This is a genomic window from Kitasatospora sp. NPDC087861, assembly GCF_044742585.1.
GTDB lineage: Bacteria > Actinomycetota > Actinomycetes > Streptomycetales > Streptomycetaceae > Kitasatospora.
In genome coordinates, this window is record NZ_JBIUUS010000002.1 from 527272 (window position 1) to 546754 (window position 19483).

16 protein-coding genes are annotated in these 19483 nt (G+C 73.2%); 2 read left to right on the forward strand and 14 right to left on the reverse strand.

Annotated elements, in window-relative coordinates:
• Window positions 1-67 precede the first annotated feature (67 nt).
• Window positions 68-1063, forward strand: coding sequence for a 2-hydroxyacid dehydrogenase (locus ACIOJE_RS05050; protein ID WP_280682689.1), 996 nt, complete (start codon window positions 68-70; stop codon window positions 1061-1063).
• 67 nt (window positions 1064-1130) lie between these two features.
• On the opposite strand, the gene ACIOJE_RS05055 is transcribed toward ACIOJE_RS05050, so the two are convergent.
• The 6 genes from ACIOJE_RS05055 to cseB all read right to left on the reverse strand — a co-directional run bounded on the left by ACIOJE_RS05055 (window position 1131) and on the right by cseB (window position 9224).
• Window positions 1131-1679, reverse strand: coding sequence for a carboxymuconolactone decarboxylase family protein (locus ACIOJE_RS05055; protein WP_280682691.1), 549 nt, complete (start codon window positions 1677-1679; stop codon window positions 1131-1133).
• 191 nt (window positions 1680-1870) lie between these two features.
• On the reverse strand, window positions 1871-3391 hold the full coding sequence (locus ACIOJE_RS05060) for a threonine/serine exporter ThrE family protein (RefSeq protein WP_400773373.1): 1521 nt from the start codon (window positions 3389-3391) through the stop codon (window positions 1871-1873).
• 269 nt (window positions 3392-3660) lie between these two features.
• Complete coding sequence (locus tag ACIOJE_RS05065; protein ID WP_400773374.1) at window positions 3661-6225, reverse strand: ABC transporter permease; 2565 nt, start codon at window positions 6223-6225, stop codon at window positions 3661-3663.
• Window positions 6226-6324: 99 nt separating this feature from the next.
• The gene (locus tag ACIOJE_RS05070; protein WP_280682734.1) at window positions 6325-7080 is read right to left on the reverse strand and encodes an ABC transporter ATP-binding protein; all 756 of its coding nucleotides are present in this window, start codon (window positions 7078-7080) and stop codon (window positions 6325-6327) included.
• 153 nt (window positions 7081-7233) lie between these two features.
• The gene (locus tag ACIOJE_RS05075) at window positions 7234-8541 is read right to left on the reverse strand and encodes an ATP-binding protein (RefSeq protein WP_400773376.1); all 1308 of its coding nucleotides are present in this window, start codon (window positions 8539-8541) and stop codon (window positions 7234-7236) included.
• Window positions 8542-8555: 14 nt separating this feature from the next.
• Window positions 8556-9224 carry a two-component system response regulator CseB gene (cseB, locus tag ACIOJE_RS05080; protein ID WP_400773423.1) on the reverse strand — a complete coding sequence of 223 codons (669 nt, stop codon included), beginning with the start codon at window positions 9222-9224 and terminating at the stop codon, window positions 8556-8558.
• A gap of 513 nt (window positions 9225-9737) precedes the next feature.
• On the opposite strand from cseB, the gene ACIOJE_RS05085 reads away from it, so the two are divergent.
• Window positions 9738-11135 (forward strand): aminopeptidase P family protein, encoded by a 1398-nt coding sequence (locus ACIOJE_RS05085; RefSeq protein WP_400665407.1) that lies wholly within the window; start codon window positions 9738-9740, stop codon window positions 11133-11135.
• A gap of 97 nt (window positions 11136-11232) precedes the next feature.
• On the opposite strand, the gene ACIOJE_RS05090 is transcribed toward ACIOJE_RS05085, so the two are convergent.
• The 8 genes from ACIOJE_RS05090 to ACIOJE_RS05125 all read right to left on the reverse strand — a co-directional run bounded on the left by ACIOJE_RS05090 (window position 11233) and on the right by ACIOJE_RS05125 (window position 19438).
• Complete coding sequence (locus tag ACIOJE_RS05090) at window positions 11233-12558, reverse strand: hypothetical protein (RefSeq protein ID WP_400773378.1); 1326 nt, start codon at window positions 12556-12558, stop codon at window positions 11233-11235.
• Window positions 12559-12635: 77 nt separating this feature from the next.
• Window positions 12636-13751 carry a M24 family metallopeptidase gene (locus tag ACIOJE_RS05095; protein ID WP_400773380.1) on the reverse strand — a complete coding sequence of 372 codons (1116 nt, stop codon included), beginning with the start codon at window positions 13749-13751 and terminating at the stop codon, window positions 12636-12638.
• A 47-nt stretch (window positions 13752-13798) separates the two neighbouring features.
• The gene (locus tag ACIOJE_RS05100; protein WP_400773381.1) at window positions 13799-15280 is read right to left on the reverse strand and encodes an amidase; all 1482 of its coding nucleotides are present in this window, start codon (window positions 15278-15280) and stop codon (window positions 13799-13801) included.
• Window positions 15273-15479 carry a hypothetical protein gene (locus tag ACIOJE_RS05105; RefSeq protein WP_280682704.1) on the reverse strand — a complete coding sequence of 69 codons (207 nt, stop codon included), beginning with the start codon at window positions 15477-15479 and terminating at the stop codon, window positions 15273-15275. Before ACIOJE_RS05105 ends, ACIOJE_RS05100 begins: the two co-directional genes overlap by 8 nt.
• A 23-nt stretch (window positions 15480-15502) precedes the next feature.
• Window positions 15503-16402 carry an ornithine cyclodeaminase family protein gene (locus tag ACIOJE_RS05110; RefSeq protein ID WP_280682706.1) on the reverse strand — a complete coding sequence of 300 codons (900 nt, stop codon included), beginning with the start codon at window positions 16400-16402 and terminating at the stop codon, window positions 15503-15505.
• A complete protein-coding gene (locus tag ACIOJE_RS05115) occupies window positions 16399-17625 on the reverse strand; it encodes an aminotransferase class I/II-fold pyridoxal phosphate-dependent enzyme (protein ID WP_280682708.1) in 1227 nt (408 codons plus the stop codon). The genes ACIOJE_RS05110 and ACIOJE_RS05115 overlap by 4 nt, the downstream gene beginning before the upstream one ends.
• Window positions 17622-18536: an alpha/beta hydrolase gene (locus tag ACIOJE_RS05120; protein WP_280682710.1), complete on the reverse strand. Its 915-nt coding sequence runs from the start codon at window positions 18534-18536 to the stop codon at window positions 17622-17624. The genes ACIOJE_RS05115 and ACIOJE_RS05120 overlap by 4 nt, the downstream gene beginning before the upstream one ends.
• On the reverse strand, window positions 18533-19438 hold the full coding sequence (locus ACIOJE_RS05125; protein WP_400773384.1) for a hypothetical protein: 906 nt from the start codon (window positions 19436-19438) through the stop codon (window positions 18533-18535). Before ACIOJE_RS05125 ends, ACIOJE_RS05120 begins: the two co-directional genes overlap by 4 nt.
• Window positions 19439-19483 lie beyond the last annotated feature (45 nt).

A 19483-nucleotide genomic window follows, 5' to 3' on the forward strand; every position in this document is an offset into this window, starting at 1 on the left:
ACGGGCGCCCGGGCGACGGCCCGGCTAGCGTGGCCGGTGGAGCGGACCACTCGCGGAAGGGCAGTCGATGGAGATCCTCGCGTACGGGGTGCAGGCCGACGAACGGCCGCTGCTGGAACAGGCCTTCGCCCGCCGGCACGGGCTGCGCTGCCTGAGCATGTTCCTCAACCACGACACCGCCCCGCTCGCCGCCGGCTACCCCGCCGTCAGCAGCAGCGTCAACGCCGTCCTGGACGCCGATACGCTCGCGGTCCTCGCCGCCGGCGGCACCAAGCTGATCGCCCAGCGCTCCACCGGGTTCAACAACATCGACCTCGACGCGGCCGCCGAACTCGGCCTCACCGTCGCCCGGGTGTCGTACTACAGCCCCTACGCGGTGGCCGAGCACGCCTGGGCGCTGGCCCTGGCCGTCAACCGCCGGATCGTCCGGGCCGCCGGGCGCAGCCGCGAGTTCGACTTCCGCCTCGACGGGCTGCTGGGGCGGGACGTGCACGGGATGACCGTCGGGGTGATCGGCACCGGCAAGATCGGCGAGTGCTTCACCCGGATCGCGGCCGGCTTCGGCACCGAACTGCTCGGCTGGGACATCGCGGAGAACCCGGCCTGCGTCGACCTCGGCATGACCTACACCGAACTGCCCGAACTCCTCACCCGCGCCGACCTGGTGAGCCTGCACGTCCCGCTCGTCCCGGCCACCCACCACCTGATCGACGCCGCCGCGCTGGCCCGGATGAAGGACGACGCGATCCTCGTCAACTCCAGCCGCGGGGGCCTGATCGACAGCGCGGCCCTCGTCGAGGCCCTGCGCGCCGGCCGCCTCTCCGGCGTCGGCCTCGACGTGTACGAGGAGGAGACCGGCGTCTTCTTCACCGACCGCTCCATCCAGGGCATCACCGACGACGTCCTCGCCCGCCTCGTCACCTTCCCGCAGGTCCTGGTCACCTCCCACCAGGCCTACTTCACCCGCACCGCCGTCGGCCAGATCATCGACGCCACCGCCCGCAACATCGACGACTTCGCCGCCGGCCGCACCAACGAGAACACCCTCGTCCCGACGAACTGACCCCACAAGAAGCCCGACCGTCCTGGGCGTCCATGGGAGTCCTTCCGACTCCTTTGATCGGCAACCCTTAGCAGCGCCTGCCCGCACACGAGGCTGAGGACGCCCGCTCCTCAGCCCGGCCGGCCGGGATCGGCCGCACCGGGTGCTTGCTCAGGATGGACACCCGGTTGAAGGCGTTGATGGCGATGGCCACCCAGATCACCGCGGAGATCTGGTCATCCGTCAGGGCTTGGCGGGCGGCGCCGTAGGCGTCCTCCTGGAGGGCGGCGTCCGCGGGGTTGGTGGTCGCCTCCGCCAGGGCGAGGGCGGCGCGTTCCTGCGGGGTGAACAGTTCGGTGTCGCGCCACGCCGGGAGGGTGCCCAGCCGCTGCGGGGTGTCGCCGGCCTGCAGGGCGGCCCTGGTGTGCACGTTGAGGCAGTAGGCGCAGCCGTTGATCTGGGACACCCGCAGGTTGACCAGTTCCACGAGCGTGCGGTCCAACCCGGCGTCCGCCGCGCCCGCACGGGCCGACTCGGCCGTCGCGACCAGCGCGCGGTAGGCCTTGGGGCTCTGCTTGTCGACGAACACCCGTCGGCGCGCCGGGGCCTCAGCCACACCCGCGGTCACATCACTCATCGGAACTCCTCTGGCCGGATCGCTGTCGGACGGCACTGCGCCACGCCATGATAGTTGAAAATAAAACCTTCTGGGAAGCGGGGCAGCACATCGCGACCACCACCCCCGGCCACCCGAGTTCACCGCCCGTCAGATCCCCCCCGGTACGGAGGTGGGAGCGCCGGCCGGTGGACGACTCCCGCCGCCGTCCCTCACCGGCGGTGGCGACCGCCCCGCCGGCCGGCCGGCGGGGCCGCGCGCGGCGCGGACAGGAAGAGCCGGGCCAGCTCCCGGCCCAGGTTCACGCCGATGGCGAGGGCCATCGCCGTGGCGACAGCACGCCCGACGCCGCTCAGCCCGATCTCCGGCTCGCCCCGGACGAAGGCGAGCATCCCGAAGTAGAGCACCGACCCGGGCAGCAGCGGCCCCAGGGCCGCCGTGATGTGCGGCAGCGCGGAGCTTCCCCGGTGACGCGCCGTGAGCTGGCCGGACAGGCCCACCAGCCCGGCGGCGAGCCCCGTGGCCAGGAGCGGCTCCCCGCCGGCGTTGACCAGCACCCCGTACGTCGTCCAGCCGGCCGCGCTGTTGAGCAGGACCACGGACAGCGCGCCCGGCTCGGTGTTCAGCAGCACCGCGAACGCCAGGGTGAGCAGCACCGCCGCGGCGAGCTGCAACGGCGGGTTCACCGCCCCGGCCGGGACGTCCTGGGCCGCCAGGTCCGCGCCGTTGTTGACGCCGACGTAGAGCACCGTCATCACCCCGATCACCACACCGGCCATCAGGTACAGCGCTTCGAGCAGGCGCGCGGCGGCGGTGAGGTAGAAGCCCGCCAGGCCGTCCTGGGCCGCCGCCACCATGGGCCATCCCGGCAGCAGCGCGTACAGCCCTCCGGTGATCACCACCGATCCGCGCAGGTGCAGCCCGTTGAACGACAGCAGGATGCCGATCACGGCGGCCGGCCCCGCGGCCACCACGAACTGGTAGAACGCCGGGAGGTCGTGGCGCGCCACCAGCGCCGAGAGCCGGTCGCCCGCCAGGGCCGCGACGACGGCGCTGGCGAACACCAGCCAGGCCCGGGCGTCGGCCCGGCCGCCGACCAGCAGCGTCGCGGCCCCGGCCAGCACACCGCAGCACAGGAGGAGGAGCCAGCCGGGGTAGCGGCGGCTGTACCGGTGCACGGCCACGAGGCGGTCATGGGCGTCGTGGACCCCGATGCCGCCCGCCGTGATCTCGGTGACCAGCCGGAAGACCGCGGCCAGCCGCGCGTAGTCGCCCGCCGCGCGGCGGACCGAGGACTCGACCGTCAACGGCGGCCCGGACGGGCCCGGCTGGTACGAGATCGCCACCCGGGTGAAGGTCACCTGGGGGTCGCACGGGTGGACCCGGTAGGCACCCGCGACGGCGAGCATGGCGGCCTCGACACCCTCCGCCGCCTCGCCGCTGGCCAGCAGCAGCTCGCCGACCAGCAGCGCCAGCTCCAGCACCCGCACCGGCTCGACGGCTCCGGGCGGCTCCGCGAAGCAGTCCGCGGCCAGCCGGCGATCGGCCGTCGGAGTGCGCAGCAGTGGCAGCATCCGATCGGACCAGGGGGCTGCGGTGTCGCTGGCTTCCGGGCCCGACCGGGCGGTTTCGGCGGGGCCTCCGGACGCCGGGATCTGGTGCGGCACGCTCTCGGAGCGCGTCGGCCGTCCCTCCGGATCGGCACGCCCGCCGAGCTGATCGTGTTCCGACATCGCGACTCCCTGAACCACCCTCCCCCCTGATCACCTTGTGCACCTCGGCAACTACCCGGAGTGATCCGCCGGCGAACACTCCGGCCTCCAGGACTCCCTCCCAAACGGAGCACAACGGTCCGCACACGCCCCATCCCCGCGAGCGTGCCGTTCGCCCGGGCGGTGTCGGCCTGCCACCGCCGACCGGCACCACCCGGGGTGGCACATCGCCGTGGCCGCAACGGACCAGCGGCCCGATCCGGCGACCGGAGGTGGGAGGAGACCGCGCGTCAGGTCCTTGCGACGGCTGCCAACGGGCTCAGCGCGGCTGCTCGGCGGGCCGGGACGGCTGCCGCGATCACACCGGTCGCCAGGGAGCCGATGCACAGGAGGAGCAGTGTTCCCCAGGGCGGTGCCAGGGCGTACCGGGTCATGGCGCCGTTGGCCAGCGCGCCGACCGTCCAGGCTCCGAAGAGGCCGCCGGCCAGGCCCAGGAGTGTGCCGAAGGCGGCGACGGTCACCGACTCCAGGCGGATCATCCGGCGGATGCCGGCGCGGTCCATCCCGATGGCGCGCAGGACGCCGATCTCGCGGGTGCGTTCGGCGACCGACATGGCCAGGGTGTTGGTGATCCCGAGCAGGGAGATCACGGTGCCGAGCGCGAGCAGCCCGTACATCAGTTCCAGCAACTCGCCCAGGGCGCCGGCGGCCTGGTGGACGAGTTCCTCCCTGGTCTGCACCTGGACCAGCGGGCTGTTGCCCACGGCGGTGCGCAGCCGGTCCTCGATGGTCTTGGAGGTCGCGCCGCCGTCGGTGCGAACGAGGATCCGCTGGATGGAGCCGGGGTCGAAGCCGGTGCGCTGGACCTCGGTGCGGTCGCCCAGCGCGTCGTGGGCGGTGGGGTTGTCCTGGTAGACGGCGACGACGGTGTACTGCTGGAAGTCCTGACCGCTGCCCATCCGGGCGTTGAGCCGGCCGCTCGCGCTCACACCCTGTTCCCGCGCGACGGTGCGGGAGACGGCGATCCGGCCCGGTCCGAGGTCCTTCAGGGAGCCGTCGACGAGATCGAGCCTCATGACGGCGTCCACGGTGTCGGGGGTGACACCCGAGATCGTGCGGACACCGCCGCCGGTGAACAGGACGGAGTCCGTGACGGCGCTCGCCGTCCTCACCCCGGGGACGTCGGCCACCCGTTGGACGGCGGCGGGGTCGATGCCGGTCGTGGTGGTGCGGGTGCTGAGCACGTAGTCGGCACCGAGGCCGGACGCGGCCTGGCGGTCCAGAGCCTGCCCGGTGGAGTTTCCGATGACGGCGAGCCCGGCGACCAGGGCCGTGCTGATCATCAGGGCGGAGGCGGTGGCCGCGCTGCGCCTCGGGTTGCGCAGCGCGTTCCGGTGGGCGAGCCGGCCGGTCATCCCGAAGCGGCCGGTCAGCCGTCCGCTCAGCCGGATCACGGGAGTCGCGAGGACCGGCGCGAGCACGATCATGGCGACGACGAGGACACCGCAGCCGAACATCGCGGTCTGCAGGTTCTCCACCGAGGCGTCCTTCGCCCCCGTCAGCGACAGCAGCAACCCGGCGCCGAGGACCAGCAGAGCCAGTCCCACCGCGCCGCGGACCCGGGAGCGGACGGCCGTGGGCGGCTGGTCGGCCGAGCGCAGCGCCTCGATGGGTGCGACCTTCGCGGCGTTGCGGGACGGCAGCCACGCGGCGAGGACCGTGACGCCCACGCCCACCGCGAGTGCCGCCACCAGCGGGCGCGGGCCGATCACCAGGGGGCCGTGGGGCAGCGTGCCCTGCGTGGTGCTCAGCAGGTCGGGCAGCACGGCGGCGATGCCGAGGCCGAGCAGGAGGCCGGCCGCCGACGCGACCAGGCCGAGCAGGACGGCCTCCCAGAGCACGGAGCGGACCACCTGGCGGCGCGAGGCACCGATCGCCCGCAGCAGCGCGATCTCACGGGTACGCCCGGCGACGAGCACGGTGAAGGTGTTGGCGATGAGGAACGAGCCGATGAACAGTGAGACCCCGGCGAAGACCATCGGCAGCTTCTGGTAGCCCCGGGTCAGCGTGTCGACGTAGCCGGCCTGCTGGGTGGCCTGGGCGGCGCCGGTGACGGCCTCGGCCCGGTCGGGCGGGAGTACCGCGGTGACCCGCTCGGAGAGCTCGGCCTGGCTGGTGCCGGGCGCGGCGGACAGGTCGACGGAGGTGTAGCGGCCCGGGGCGGCGAACAGCGCCTGGGCGGTCGCCTGGTCGAACAGGGTGAGGGTGCCGCCGGCGGTCACCCGGGTGTCCTGGGTGGTGACGATGCCCACGAGCCGTTTCGTCAGGACGGGGCCGTCGGTGGCCAGGGTGATCGTGTCGCCGATGCCGAACCCGCCGGCGGCGGCGGTGCCGCTGTCGACGGCGAGTTCATCGGCGTCGCGGGGTGCGTGGCCCCGGAGCAGCGGGTAGCGACCGTCCTTGCCGTCCTTGCCCGGTACGTAGGCGGCGGCCAGGTTCGCCCGTGCGGTGCCGACCCGCAGCGGCGTGCCGTCCGCGGCGTTCAGGACCGCCGATCCGTCCACCGAGGGCCGTACGGCCGCCGCACCGGGCACGGCGGCGAGTCTGTGGACGAGCGCGTCGTCGAGTGCGCTGCTGTTCTGACGCGTGGCGGCCCCGGTCAGGGGGGTTCTCGGGGTCACGGTGACCGCGATGTCCGCGAAGTTCTTCGACGCGGCGGCGCGGTGGGCCGCCACGGAGGTGTCCGCGAAGACGAGGGTGCCGCAGACGAATGCGACACCGAGGCAGACCGCGAGGACGGTCATGACCAGACGGGCCTTGGCCGCCAGGACGTTGCGCAGGGCTGTTCTCAGCATGGGGAGCTTTCGGGGCCGTGAGGGAGGACGGGAACGGGCGACGCGAGTGCGCGAGTGCGCGGGGGTGGGACGACCGACTGAGGTGCCGGGGTGGGCTGGTCAGCCGGTGCGGGTGCGGGTGTCGAACTCCTTCATCCGCTCCAGGACCCGGTCCGCGGTGGGGCGGGTCATCTCGTCGACCAGGCGGCCGTCGGAGAGGAAGACCACGCGGTCGGCGAAGTCGGCGGCGACCGGGTCGTGCGTCACCATGACCACGGTCTGGCCCAGTTCGCGCACGCACTCGCGCAGGAAGCCGAGGATCTCCGTCCCGGCACGGGAGTCGAGGTTGCCGGTGGGCTCGTCGGCGAAGACGATCGCGGGGCGGGAGACCAGCGCACGGGCCACCGCGACCCGCTGCTGCTGCCCGCCGGACAGCTCCGCGGGCCGGTGGCCGAGCCGCCGGCCCAGGCCGACCAGGGAGATCACGTGGTCCAGCCACTGCCGGTCCGGGCGGCGCCCGGCGATGGCCAGCGGCAGCGTGATGTTCTCCAGCGCGGTCAGCGTCGGCAGCAGGTTGAACGCCTGGAAGACGAAGCCGATCCGGTCGCGGCGCAACTCGGTGAGCTGCCGGTCGTTGAGGGTGCCCAGTTCGGTGGTGCCGATGCGGACGGATCCGGAGCTGGCCCGGTCCAGCCCGGCGGCGCAGTGCATCAGGGTGGACTTGCCGCAGCCGGAGGGGCCCATGATCGAGGTGAACTCGCCCTCCCGGAAGGCGATGTCGACCTCGTCCAGGGCGACGACACGGGTGTCGCCGCTGCCGTAGACCTTCGACAGGCCGGTGGTGGCGGCCGCGACCCCCGTCGCCGGGTGCGGCAGGTACGGGGAAAAGGGTTCGGCGGTCACGGGGGGACTCCTCTGCGGGTGCGGAACGGGTGCACGTCGAAGAGTGTCCGGAGAACGTATCGGGGCCTGGGCCGGCGTGTATCGGTGCCCGCGCCGCTCTGTATCGGTTCGGTGGGGGCCGGGCGGTCAGGTCGGCAGGCGCAGCGTGGCGACGGCGCCGCCGTCGGGGGTGTTGGCCAGGCACAGCTCGGCCCCGAGGACCTGGGCCTGGCCCAGGGCGATGGTCAGGCCCAGGCCGTGGCCCGACCCATGCCCTGTCGCGTCCGTGTGGAAGCGGCGCGGACCGTCGCGCAGCAGGTCCGCGGGGAAACCGGGACCGTGGTCGCGCACGACGACCGTCCGGTCCCCGACGGTGACCTCGACCGGGGCGCGCCCGTGCCGGTGGGCGTTGACGACGAGGTTGCCGACGACCCGCTCAAGGCGTCGCGGGTCGGTCTCCACGGTCCCGGCGGTCTCCACGGTCCCGGCGGTCTGCGCGTTCTTCGCGTCGGTGCCGGTGCCGGTGCCACTCCCGGTCCCGGTCCTGGTCCCGGTGACCACCGTGGCGAGTCCGGTGCGCGCCACGGCCTCGGCGACGACGGCGACCAGCGGCACGCGGGCGCGGACCGCCTGTTCGACGCCGGCGTCGAGGCGGGAGATCTCCAGCAGGTCCTCGACCAGGCCGCGCAGATCGCGCACCCGGGCCCGCAGCAGGTCCTCCGTCTCGCCGGGCGGGAGCAGGTCGGCAGCGGCCAGCAGGCCCCCGACGGGGGTGCGCAGCTCGTGGGCCACGTCCGCGGTGAACCGGCGCTCGGTGCGCAGCCGGCGGCTGAGGCTGTCGGCCATCAGGTCGACGGTGGCGGCGATGTCGGCGACCTCGTCGCGGCCCTTGGTGGGCCCGGTCCGGGCGTCGAGGTCCCCGCACGAAATGCGGCTCGCGGTCTGGGAGACCCGTCGCAGCCGGCGGCCGACCAGCCCGGCTCCGTAGACCGCCAGGGGAACGGCGGCCGCGAGCGAGACCAGTGACGCCACCGCCATGCTCGCGTCGAGCCGGCGCAGCCCGTAGAGGTCGGGGCTCATGTTGACCTGGACGGCCAGCACCGGGCTGCCCGGGCCGCCGACCCGTTGGGCGGCCCAGACGCTCGGCCCCGCGTTGCCTTCGATGCGGCCGTCGTAGGCGATGTGCCGGTCGCCGTCGGCCGGCCGGCGCAATGCGGTGGGCAGTTCGGCGGGATCGAGCTCGGCGCCGTCCGCCAGCGTTCCGGTCCGCCGGTAGGTGTCGACGGCGGAGTACACGGAGTTGAAGGCGCGTGCTTCGGCCCGCTGGCGGATGTCGTGCGCCGTCCACAGGTGGACCAGCACGCCCACCGCGGCCGCGACCAGGCACGCGGTGGCCGCGGCCAGCGCGGCGATCTTCCAGCGCAGGGACGTGCGGGACGGCCGCGGCCGGCGCAAGGGGCGCACCGGCCTCAGCGCCTGAGCTTGTAGCCGAAGCCGCGGACCGTCTCGATCCGCTCCTGGCCGAGTTTGCGGCGCAGCCGCTGCACGCCCAGGTCCACGACCCGGCTGTCGCCGTCCCAGCCGTACTCCCAGACGTTGCGGAGCAGGGTGTGGCGTTCCAGCACGATGCCCGGATGGGCGGCGAACTCCAGCAGCAGCTTCAGCTCGGTCGGGGTCAGCGCCACCGGGCGGCCGGACACGGACACCTCCAGTCCGCCGGTGTCGATGGTCAGGTCGCCGAACACCAGCAGCTCCCCCTCGGACGCGGGTGCCTCCCCGCCCGGGGTCCGTTCAGGTCCCGGAGCGGACGGGTAGGTCGCCCGTCGCAGCAGCGAGCGGATGCGTGCCACGAGGACGTAGGTGTCCACGGGTTTGACCACGTAGTCGTCCGCTCCGGCCTCCAGGCCGGCCACGACATCGAGCCCGTCGCCGCGGGCGGACATCATCAGGATCGGCACCAGGCTGCTCTCCCGGACCCTGCGGCACAGGCCGATCCCGTCCAGAGCGGGCAGCATCACGTCCAGGATCAGCAGGTCGAAGCTCCCGTCGCGGAAGAGCTCCAGGCCCGCCAGCCCGTCGGCCGCCGCCTCCACCCGGTAGCCGTAGCGCTCCAGCGCCACGGTGAAGGACCGGCGCATCAGCTGGTCGTCCTCGACGAGCAACACCCGAACCGGGCGCGCGGAGGCCGGAGCCGGGACGGACGAGGACACGGTGACGGACTCCTGTTCGAGTGATTGGATGTTCGGATGTTCAGATGGGCCGGGCGAGGGTCTCGGGTGCGTTCACGCACAGTCGGCCACCCGACAGGAACGATACGGCAGGCGTCGGATCCACCGCCGACGCCGCCGGGTGGACGCGGCTCACTCCCCGAGGCCCGCCTCCCCCAGAGAAACCGCAGGTCAGATCGGGGGAATCGGGTCGTGGGGTCGCCGGCTCCAGGGCCGTCCGGCTCCCGATCGGCCCTCCCGGGGTGGGTCGCCCACCGCTTTGACGGACAACCACGCGCTACCTGATACCCGCTGGATACAATCGCCGGCCAAGGCCTAGAAGTGTCACATGTGAAATTATATAATTCTTTCACAATTGATCACGAGATACGGAGGCATGCGGTGGCGCAACAGGGTGGGGCACGCGGGAGTCACGATCGTGCCGTGTCGGCCGCGCTGGCCGAGAACTTCCAGCAGGGGTGGGCCGATACGGGCCTGCAGCTGCCGCTCGTCCCCGGGGCGGCGTTCGCGGCCAAGCGCCGGGCGGCGCTGTCCGAGCGGTTCCCCGGCGAGCGGATCGTCATCCCGTCGGGTGGCCTCAAGGCCCGGAGCAACGACTTCGACTACACGTTCCGGCCGCACTCCGCGTTCATCCACCTCACCGCCGAGCAGGGCACCCAGGCCGTGCCCGACAGCGTCCTCGTCTTCGAGCCGCTCGGCAACGGCCACGAGGTGACCCTCTTCACCCGGCCGCGCTCGCCGCGCGACGGCGGCCCGCACGGCGCGGAGTTCTACAGCTCCCGGCGGCACGGCGAGTTCTGGGTCGGCCGCCGCCGCACCCTCACGGAGACCTCCGACGCCTTCGGCCTGGCGGCCGCCGCCCGCGACGACCTGGAGCGGGCGCTCGCCGGGCGGGTCCCGACCCGGGTGCTGCGCGGCGAGGACGAGCTGGTCGACGCGCTGGTGCCGCCGGCCCGCGAGGCCGAGGCCGAACTGCTCACCTTCCTGTCGGAGTTGCGCCTGGTCAAGGACGAGTGGGAGGTCGAGCAGCTGCGCACCGCGGTCGGCTCCACGGTCGCCGGCTTCCACGACGTCGTCGGCGAGCTGCGCACCGCCACGGGTCTGGCCCGGGGCGAGCGCTGGATCGAGGGCACCTTCAACCGGCGGGCCCGGCTGGACGGTTACGGCCTGGGCTTCGAGACCATCGCGGCGGCCGGCGCGCACGCCTGCGTCCTGCACTGGATGCACAACGACGGCCCGGTGCGGGACGGGGACCTGCTGCTGCTGGACGCCGGCGTCGAGGCGGACTCCTTCTACACCGGCGACGTCACCCGCACGCTGCCGGTCAGCGGGCGCTTCACCGACGTCCAGCGCCGGTTCTACGACCTGGTCTTCGCCGCCCAGTCGGCGGGCATCGCCACCCTGCGGCCCGGCGCCCGGTTCGGCGACTTCCACGACGCCGCGATGCGCGTCATCGCCGAGGGCCTCGACGCCTGGGGCCTGCTGCCCGGCGGCGACGATCCGCTGGCCGCCGACTCCGCCCTGTACCGCCGGTTCACCGTCTGCGGCTCGGGCCACATGCTCGGCCTGGACTGCCACGACTGCGGCGCCGCCCGCAGCGAGGCGTACCTGGACGGCGTGCTGGAGCCCGGCCACGTCCTCACCGTCGAGCCCGGCCTGTACTTCCAGCCGGACGACCTGACGATCCCGGAGGAGCTGCGCGGCATCGGCATCCGGATCGAGGACGACTTCCTCATCACGGACGACGGCGCGCTGTGCCTGTCCGCGGACCTGCCGCGCGGCGCGGACGAGGTCGAGGCGTGGATGGCGTCGCTGCGCTGACCGCGCGCGGCCCGTCGGTGACGCCCGCCCGCGAAGGCGGGCGCACCCAGCGGCCGGTGACGGGGGCCGCCCGCCCCCGTCACCGGCCGCCGCGGTTTCAGGCCGACTGCCAGCCGACCGTGCCCAGGATGCTCGAACCCGCCGTCCCCGGAGCGGCGTTGCCCGGGGCGGGGACGTCGTAGCGCAGCGGGCAGCCGGCCATCCGGCCGCCCACGATGAGCGGGCCGAACACCGCGCCGGTGGACAGGCTCAGGAACTCGCCGCTGTCGCCGTCGAAGACATCCGCGGCGATCCCGGTGCTGTGGACGGCCTCCTGGGCTATCCAGGTGCCGGCCGCCGCGGCCTTGGCGATGATCGCCTCCCACTCGGCCGCGCCGGTCCTGAAGCCGAGGTGCACGTCGGCGTTCTGGTCCCCGTCGGACCGCTTCAGGACGAAGTCCTCCCGGCGCTGCACCAGCAGGTCGGTCAACTTCCGGCGCTCCCCCTCGAACTCCACCTGCTCCTCCCGGATGCTCCGCGACCAGGGGACGTACTGCCGGACGAGCTCCCGGTCCTGGTCGGTCATCCAGTCCTGTCCGGTGGACAGCACCGCGAAGAGCTGCTTGTTCGCCGCCTGGTAGGAGCTCTGCGGCGTCAGCACCGTGGCGCCGCACTTCCTGATGGCGAGCAGCTGCTCGGCGTCCCGGCCGGCGTCGAGCCATTCCTGCGGCACGACCCGCTCCAGCACCAGCGGGAACTCCTCCCGGCGGGTGGCGAGGGCGTCGACGAACTCGTCCGTGTCGAAGTACTCCGCGGCGATCCCGCCCCTGCGCAGGACGTCGATCTCGATCTCGTAGTACCTGCGGTCCTGGATGCCGACGTCGGGCAGGTAGCCGATGAGCGCCACCCGCGGGTCCAGGCCGTAGTCGTCGAGGACGCCGCGCAGCAGCTCGTTGCGCGCCGTCATGGGGTCGCCGAGGGTGAGGGAGGCCGCCACCCGCCCGGGCAGCAGTTGGCGCCATAGGTCGTTGAGCAGGTGGGTGAAGACCTGGCCGCCGGTGGCCGCGCAGAAGTTGAACTCGATGAACTTCCAGCCGGATTCGGTCAGGATGACGTCCGGCCGCCCGATGGCCGTCGCGTACGCCCGCTCGAACTCCTCGTCCGCGTAGAAGCCGGTCAGCCGCTCGTCGAGGCCCAGGGCCCGGTGCCGGGCCAGGCAGTCCTCGCCCAGGCTCCAGGCGGCCCGCCGCAGCAGCTCGGCGAGCCGGGTGGCCGCGCTCTCCAGTTCGGCGCCGCGCGCGGCCGGCAGGACGACGGGCCCGGCGGGGCTGATCCGGTCGAACCAGAAGGTCCGGAAGCCCCGGAACTGGTGGTCCAGCGCGTTGAGCAGCAGCCGGGGATCGGTCACGGTGGCCGCGTTCGGGGCCGTGGGTCTGTGTTCCATGGTTGTGCACTCCTGGGAGAGGGTTGGAGCGTGTCCGGCCTAGGACGTGTCCGGCCTGGCCGGTCGGGACAGGACGGTCAGGACAGGACGGTCAGGTCGCGGCCCGTGCGGTTGAGCCGCTCGCCCCCGTCGTCGGTGCAGATCACGATGTCCTCGATCCGGGCCCCGAACCGCCCGGGCAGGTAGATGCCGGGCTCGACAGAGAACGCCATCCCGGGCTCCAGCGGCAGCTCGGAGCCGGTCACGATGTACGGGTCCTCGTGGCCTTCCAGGCCGATGCCGTGCCCGGTGCGGTGGATGAAGTCCGGGCCGAAGCCCGCGTCGGTGATCAGGTCCCGGCCGACCGCGTCGAGCCCTCCGGCGGTGACGCCCGGCCGCACGGAGTCGGTCTGCAGGCGCTGGGCGGCCAGCAGCACCTCGTGCAGGCGCAGGTAGTCCGGCGGCGGCTCGCCCAGCACGTAGGTGCGGGTGGAGTCGGAGCAGTAGCCGTCCTCGGTGGTGCCGCCGATGTCGACCACGACGGGGTCGCCGTACCCGATCACCCGGTCGGACAGGTCGTGGTGCGCGCTGGCGCTGTTGGGCCCGGAGCCGACGATGACGAAGCTCACCCGGACATGGCCCTCGGCGAGGATCGCCTCGGCGATGTCCCGGCCGACCTCGCGCTCGGTGCGCCCGGGCCGCAGCCACTCGCCCATCCGGGCGTGCACCCGGTCGATGGCGTCCCCGGCCCGGCGCAGCGCCTCGACCTCGGCCGGACCCTTGCGGACCCGCAGCGGGTTCAGCACCTGCCCGGCGAGCTCCTGGCGGGCGCCGGGCAGCGCGGCGCGGAAGGCCACCGCCTTCTCGGCCCACATCCGGTTGTCCACCCCGACGCGGTCGGTGCGGCGGGACAGCCGGGCGGCGACGAGGGCGTACGGGTCCTCCGTCTCGGCCCAGCCGACGATCTCGATGCCGAGACCGCCGGCCGGCGAGGCGTGCGCGGCGGCCCGCTCCAACTCCGGTACCACGAGGAGGGGTTCACCGTCCGCGGGCAGCACGAGACAGGTGAGCCGTTCCAGCGGCTTGGCGTCGTAGCCGGTGAGGTAGCGCAGGTCGGCGCCCGGGCTGACCAGCAGTGCGTCCAGCCCTGCCTGCGCGGTGGCCTGGGCGGCGGTCGCCAGCCGGTCGGCGCCGTAGAGGTCGCTCGTGGTCACTGGTGCTCCTCCGTCATGGTGGTCCGTCACGGGTTCGCCGCCATGGTTCAGGCCGTGGCGTGGCGGTCGTCGGGCGCGCCCGTGGTCAGGGCGGGCCGGGTGCAGCGTCGGCCGAACTCGGCCTCCAGCGCCGTGCCGGCCCGGAACAGGCCCGCCTCGCCGAACCTGGGTCCGACCAGCTGCACCCCGATCGGCAGGCCGTTGCCGGCGAACCCGAGCGGCAGGGACATGGCCGGGTGCCCGGTGAGCGCGAACGGGATGGTCTGCATGTCGTTGGCCAGCCGCGGCGGCGGCCAGTCGAGCGGGAAGGCGTCGAAGCGGGCCGCGGTGGTCTGCCCGCAGGCGGTGATCAGCACGTCGTGGTCGGCGAAGACCCGCTGGTCGAGCGCCTCGGTGAGCCGGCGGCGCAGCTCCATCGCGCGCAGCAGGTCCGCGGCGCCGACCCCGGCGCCGGGCAGCAGCTTCTGGTAGGTGATGCGGCCGAACTTCCGCGGCTCCTCGCGCAGGTTCCGCTCGTGCGTGGCGAAGCCCTCGGCGGCCATGACGATCCGGCCGCAGGCGTTGAACAGTTCGTACGCCGGCAGCTTGCACTCCTCGACGATCGCGCCGAGGCCCTCCAGGTGGGCCAGGGCCCGTTCGATGCCCTCGGTGATCTCCGGCAGGGTCTCGGGGTCGTGGGCGTACCAGGCGCTCGAATAGGCCACCCGCAGGCCCTTCACGTCCCCGGTCAGGCCGCCGAGGTAGTCCGGCGCGGGTGCGTCCCGGGTGCGCGGGTCGCGCGGGTCGGGCCCGGCGACGGCCTGGAGCGCGGCGGCGGTGTCGGCCACCGTCCAGCCCAGCGGCCCGAAGTGGTCCATGGTGGGCGCCAGCGGGGTGGCGCCGTGTCCGGACACCAGGCCGTAGGTGGGCTTCAGGCCGACCGTCCCGCAGTGGAACGCCGGGCCGCGCATCGAGCCGGCGGTGTCGGACCCGAACGCGACGCGCAGGAACCCGGCGGCCACCGCGACGCCCGCCCCCGACGAGGAGCCGCTGGGGATGTGCTCGGTGTGCCACGGGTTGCGCGCCGGCGGGAAGGGCAGGTCCGGGCTCGGCCCGCCCATCGCGAACTCGTAGGTGGCCAGCTTGCCCAGCAGCACGCCGCCGCCGGCCCGCAGCCGTTCCTCCACGGCGCTGTCCCCGGCGGCGACGTCCGAGACGGTCAGCCGGGACTGGTTGGTGGTGGGCAGGCCCTCGGCGTCGAAGATGTCCTTCAGCGCGTACGGGATGCCGTGCAGCGGGCCGCGGTCGAGGCCGCCGCGCAGCTCCCGGTCGGCCTGCCGGGCGCGCTCCAGGGCCTGGTCGCGGGTGACCAGCACGAAGGAGTGCAGCGCCGCGTCGTGGGCCTCGATCAGGCCCAGCGCGTGCTCGGCCAGTTGCACCGAGGTGATCTCCCCGGAGCGCAGCAGCGCTCCGGCCTGTGCGACGGTCAGCTCGGCGAGGTCGCCGGGCCCGGTGGCGTCGGTCCCGGACATCGCGTCGGTCTCAGACATCGCAGGTCTCCACGGTGCGCAGCAGCTCCATCATCGCCCGCATCGGGCGGTAGCCGGCCAGGACGCCGGGCGCCAGGTCGGACGGCATCTCGATGCCGAGGCGTGCGAGGACGGAGGCGAACTCCCGGTCCGCGGTCTCGGCCGGGGACGGCTCGGTGCCGTGCGCTCCGGTGTCCTCTTCCTTGCCGTCGTGTGCCACGTGCGGTCTTCCCTTCGGTACGTTCAGCGGTGCGGGTGCCCGACCAGGTGGGCGCAGGTGATGAGGTCGAGCGAGGCGTGGCCGGTGGAGCTGAAGACGGTCGGGCGCGCGTCGAGCCCGGTGTGCTCGCCGCTCTCCAGGGACGTGAGGTCGATCGCCGTCCGGTGGATCTCGCCGGCCTCGGCGACGGCGATCCCGATGTCCTCGACGACGACCGTGACGGCGGCCAGCAGTGTGTGCGGGAGCTCCCGCGACTGCGTGGTGTGCGCGCCCATGCAGTTGATGTGCACGTGCTCCGGCAGGTCGGTGGAGATCGGCAGCGGGAGTACGGACGTCGTCGCCGTGGAGACGACGTCCGCTCCCGCCGTGGCCTCCTCGGCGGAGGCGCAGACCACGGCCCGGGCCGCTCCGGCGGCCCTGATCCGCTCGCACAGCGCCTCGGCGTTGGCGGTGGTGCGGGAGTGCACCCGCACCTGCGTGATCTCCCGCACCGCCGCGACGCCGAGGTACTGCTGCCAGGCCTGCACCCCGGACCCGACGATGCCGAGGACGGAACTGTCCGGGGCCGCGCAGCGGTCGGTGACCACGGCGGTGACGGCGGCGCACTTGAGGTCGGTGACGGCCGCGCCGTCCAGCACCGCCAGCAGGTCCCCCGTGCCGGTGGAGAACACCGGGACCACGGACGTCACGGTCGGCCCCGGCCCGTCGGTGATGGTGGCGGTCTTGGAGATGTAGAGCCCGAAGTCCCCGGAGACGGCGGGCATCGCCAGGAACTTGGCGCCGTGCTCGTCCTCGACGACCTGCCGCAGCGGCACGGCCATCCGCCGTACCGCGCCGCTGCGCAGGCCCGTCCGCATCAGCTCGGCGACGGCTCGGACGTCGTCGAGGGAGTGCTGCGGCTGTTCGGTGCGGTCGAGGGTCACCCGAGCCCTGCCAGGACGTCCAGCAGGTCGCCCGCGAACCGCTCGGTCAGCTCCGTCGGCATGTCGCCGCGCAGCATCATCCGGACGCCGGCCTGGCCCTGCGCCACGATCGGGAAGAACATCGCGGAGCAGTAGTAGCCGCGCTCGTAGAGCTCGGTGGACAGCCGCACCGCGCGGTCGTTGTCGCCGGTCACCACGAACTTGATGTGCGAGCCGGTGCCGCGCAGGCCGTGGCCGCTCAGCCGTTCGTCGAACAGCTCGATGTTCCGGGCGAGTTGACGCTGACGCAGGCCCAGCTCGGGGCTGCGGTGGACCTCCAGGGCGCCCAGGGTGGTGCCGACCGCGGCGGTCCGCAGCCCCTGCGACCAGGCCAGCGGCCCGGAGCGGTAGAGGAACTCGAAGACGTCGCGGTCGCCGATCATCGCGATGCCGCCGGTGCTGCCGAACGCCTTGGCGATCGACGCGACGATGATCGTGCGGGAGTCGAGCTCGTCGAAGACCGTGCGCGCGTAGCCCCCGCCGCCTTCGCCCACCGCGGACATCGCGTGCGAGTCGTCCAGGTAGACGAACATGCCGTAGCGGTCCTGCAGGGCCTTGATGCCTTCCAGGTCCGCCGTGCCGCCGACGGAGTAGGCGCCTTCACAGACGTAGGCGACCCGCGGGTACCGCTTGCAGATGTCCTCCAGGTACTCCATGTCGTTGTGCGGACAGGTCAGGACCAGCGTCTCGTCGGCGATGATCGGCTTGAGGAAGTTCATCGAGAAGTGCGCGAACCGGTCGAAGACCACGACGAGGGGCTCGCCGTCCGTCAGGTGCCCGGAGGCCAGCAGCGGCAGGATCGCCGCGCTCAGCACCCCGCACGACACCGACGGCAGCACGTGGGTGCCGAAGTGCTCGGCCAGCTCCTCCTCCAGCCGCTCCATGATGCCCAGGCGGATCCGGAACTCGCCCATGGACAGGCCGGTGATCTGCTCCTCGGCCAGCGCGGCGCGCCCGGCCTCGACCACCGTCGGGTGGCTGTTGAGCCCCAGGTAGGAGCACGAGGACAGGTTGGTGAACTCGTGTCCGGTGTGGATCTCGCGCAGCCGGTTCTGGCCGTCGACGGCCTCGACCACCAGCCCGAGCATCCCGTGCTTCTGGGACAGGCCCCAGGCGGCCTCGCTGGCCGGCACCATCTTCGCGTTGTTCCGGTACCGGTGCGGGCCGGTGATGTCCTCGCTCATCGCGCACCGCCGCTGTGCTCGCGCAGCCAGTCGCCGAGCCGGGCGACGGCCTCGCGGGCCTTGCCCAGCCGGGCGTGGTGCAGGTGCCACACGTGGACCATGCCGGACCATACCTCCAGTTCGCCGGTGCCGCCGGCCTCGCGCAGCGCGGCTGCGAATCGTTCGGCGTCGCTGAGCAGGACCTCGCGGCTGCCCACCTGGATGAGCACCGGCGGCAGGCCGGTGACGTCCCCGAACAGCGGGGACACGTAGGGGTCGGTCGGCGCGGTGCCGGCCAGGTAGGACGCGGTGACCAGCGCCACGACGGGCTGGCTGAGCATCGGGTCCTCGTCCGCCAGGGTGCGGTGGGTCTCCCCGGAGCCGGTCAGGTCGGTCCACGGCGAGATGGCCGCCGCGGCCGCCGGCAGCGGCAGGCCCAGGTCGCGGACCTTGAGCAGGGTGGCGAGCATCAGGCCGCCGCCGGCGGAGTCCCCGGTGAACACCACGTCCGAGGGGGCGGTTCCGTCGGCGAGCAGGCCCTGGTAGGCCGCCACCGCGTCGTCCAGCGCCGCCGGGTAGGGGTGTTCGGGGGCCCGCCGGTAGTCCACGAAGAACATCCGGCAGCGGGCCGCCCGGGCGATCTCCCCGACCATGGCGCCGTGGCTGCGCAGCGAGCCGTACACGAATCCGCCGCCGTGCAGGTAGAGCCCGGTCCGGGCGCCCTCGGCGTTCGGCGGGGTCAGCAGGTACCCGCCGGGGCGCTGCTCGACCACGATGTCGTCGGCGATCGGCGTGCCCCACGCGTCGTAGAACTGCCGTGCCTCGCCGATGTCGTCGGGCCACTCGTCCGCGGCGAGCACCGTCAGGAGCTCGTCGAGCTCCGCGGCGTCACCGGCGGACATGACCGGCACGCCGCTCTCGGTGGACGTCATCGCTCGGAGGCCCCGTCCTCGGCGCCGACCGGGGCGATGCCGCGGTGGTAGCGCTCGCGCGCGTCGCCGTCGGGCGCCTGCATGATGGGCGCGGGGACGTCCAGACCGTAGTGCTCGAACCACTTGGCCAGCTCGACGCCCTCGGCGAACTGGTACTCCAGGTGCCGGATCGGGCGGCGGGAGGGCTTGGACGGGTCGACCGGGCGGGGCTCGGAGCCGGCGTGCGCCAGGCCGCCGGCCACCTCGTTGAGCAGGACGACCATCACCAGGTCGGAGGACAGGTCGACGTCCACCGCGCTGGCGTAGTCCGCCAGGATCCGCTCGGTGTACTCCTCGCGAACCGCGACGTTGTAGCTGTGCGGCATCAGCTCGACCAGGTCGCCCGGGGCCACCCCCGCGTCCTTGCAGAAGGCGCGGGTGTCGCAGACCACCGGGACGCCGCCCCGGATGTTGGTGTTGGGGCCGTAGATGTTCCCGATGAACGGCGTGGCGGAGTCGAAGTGCACGCACTTGGTGGTCAGGAACTCGCGCTCGGCGGTGTGGTCGCCGTTCGGGGTGAAGGACGTGTTCTTGTTGTAGCCGTCGACGTCCATGCCGGCGATGCGGTCGTAGTCCATCACGACCGGGCTGTAGGGGGCGACGTCCACCCGGGCACCGAAGGCGCGGAACAGCGACTCCAGGTAGTCGCGGGCCACGGCGGCGTCCTGGTCGTTGTGGACGTCCAGGCCGTGGCTCGCCAGCGTCCGGTCGAGGCCGTGGCACAGGGCGACGCCGTCTCCCTCGGCCACGAGGCGGACCAGTTCGGCGACGATCTCGTCGCCGACGGCCTGCAGGCGGCCGTCGACCAGCTCGGTGCGGTGGGCGGAGACGTCGATGATCGCGTACTGCGGCAGGGTCTTCATGGGATTCCCCGATTCGTCGGTGCGGGTGCAGGTGCGGGAGCGAGT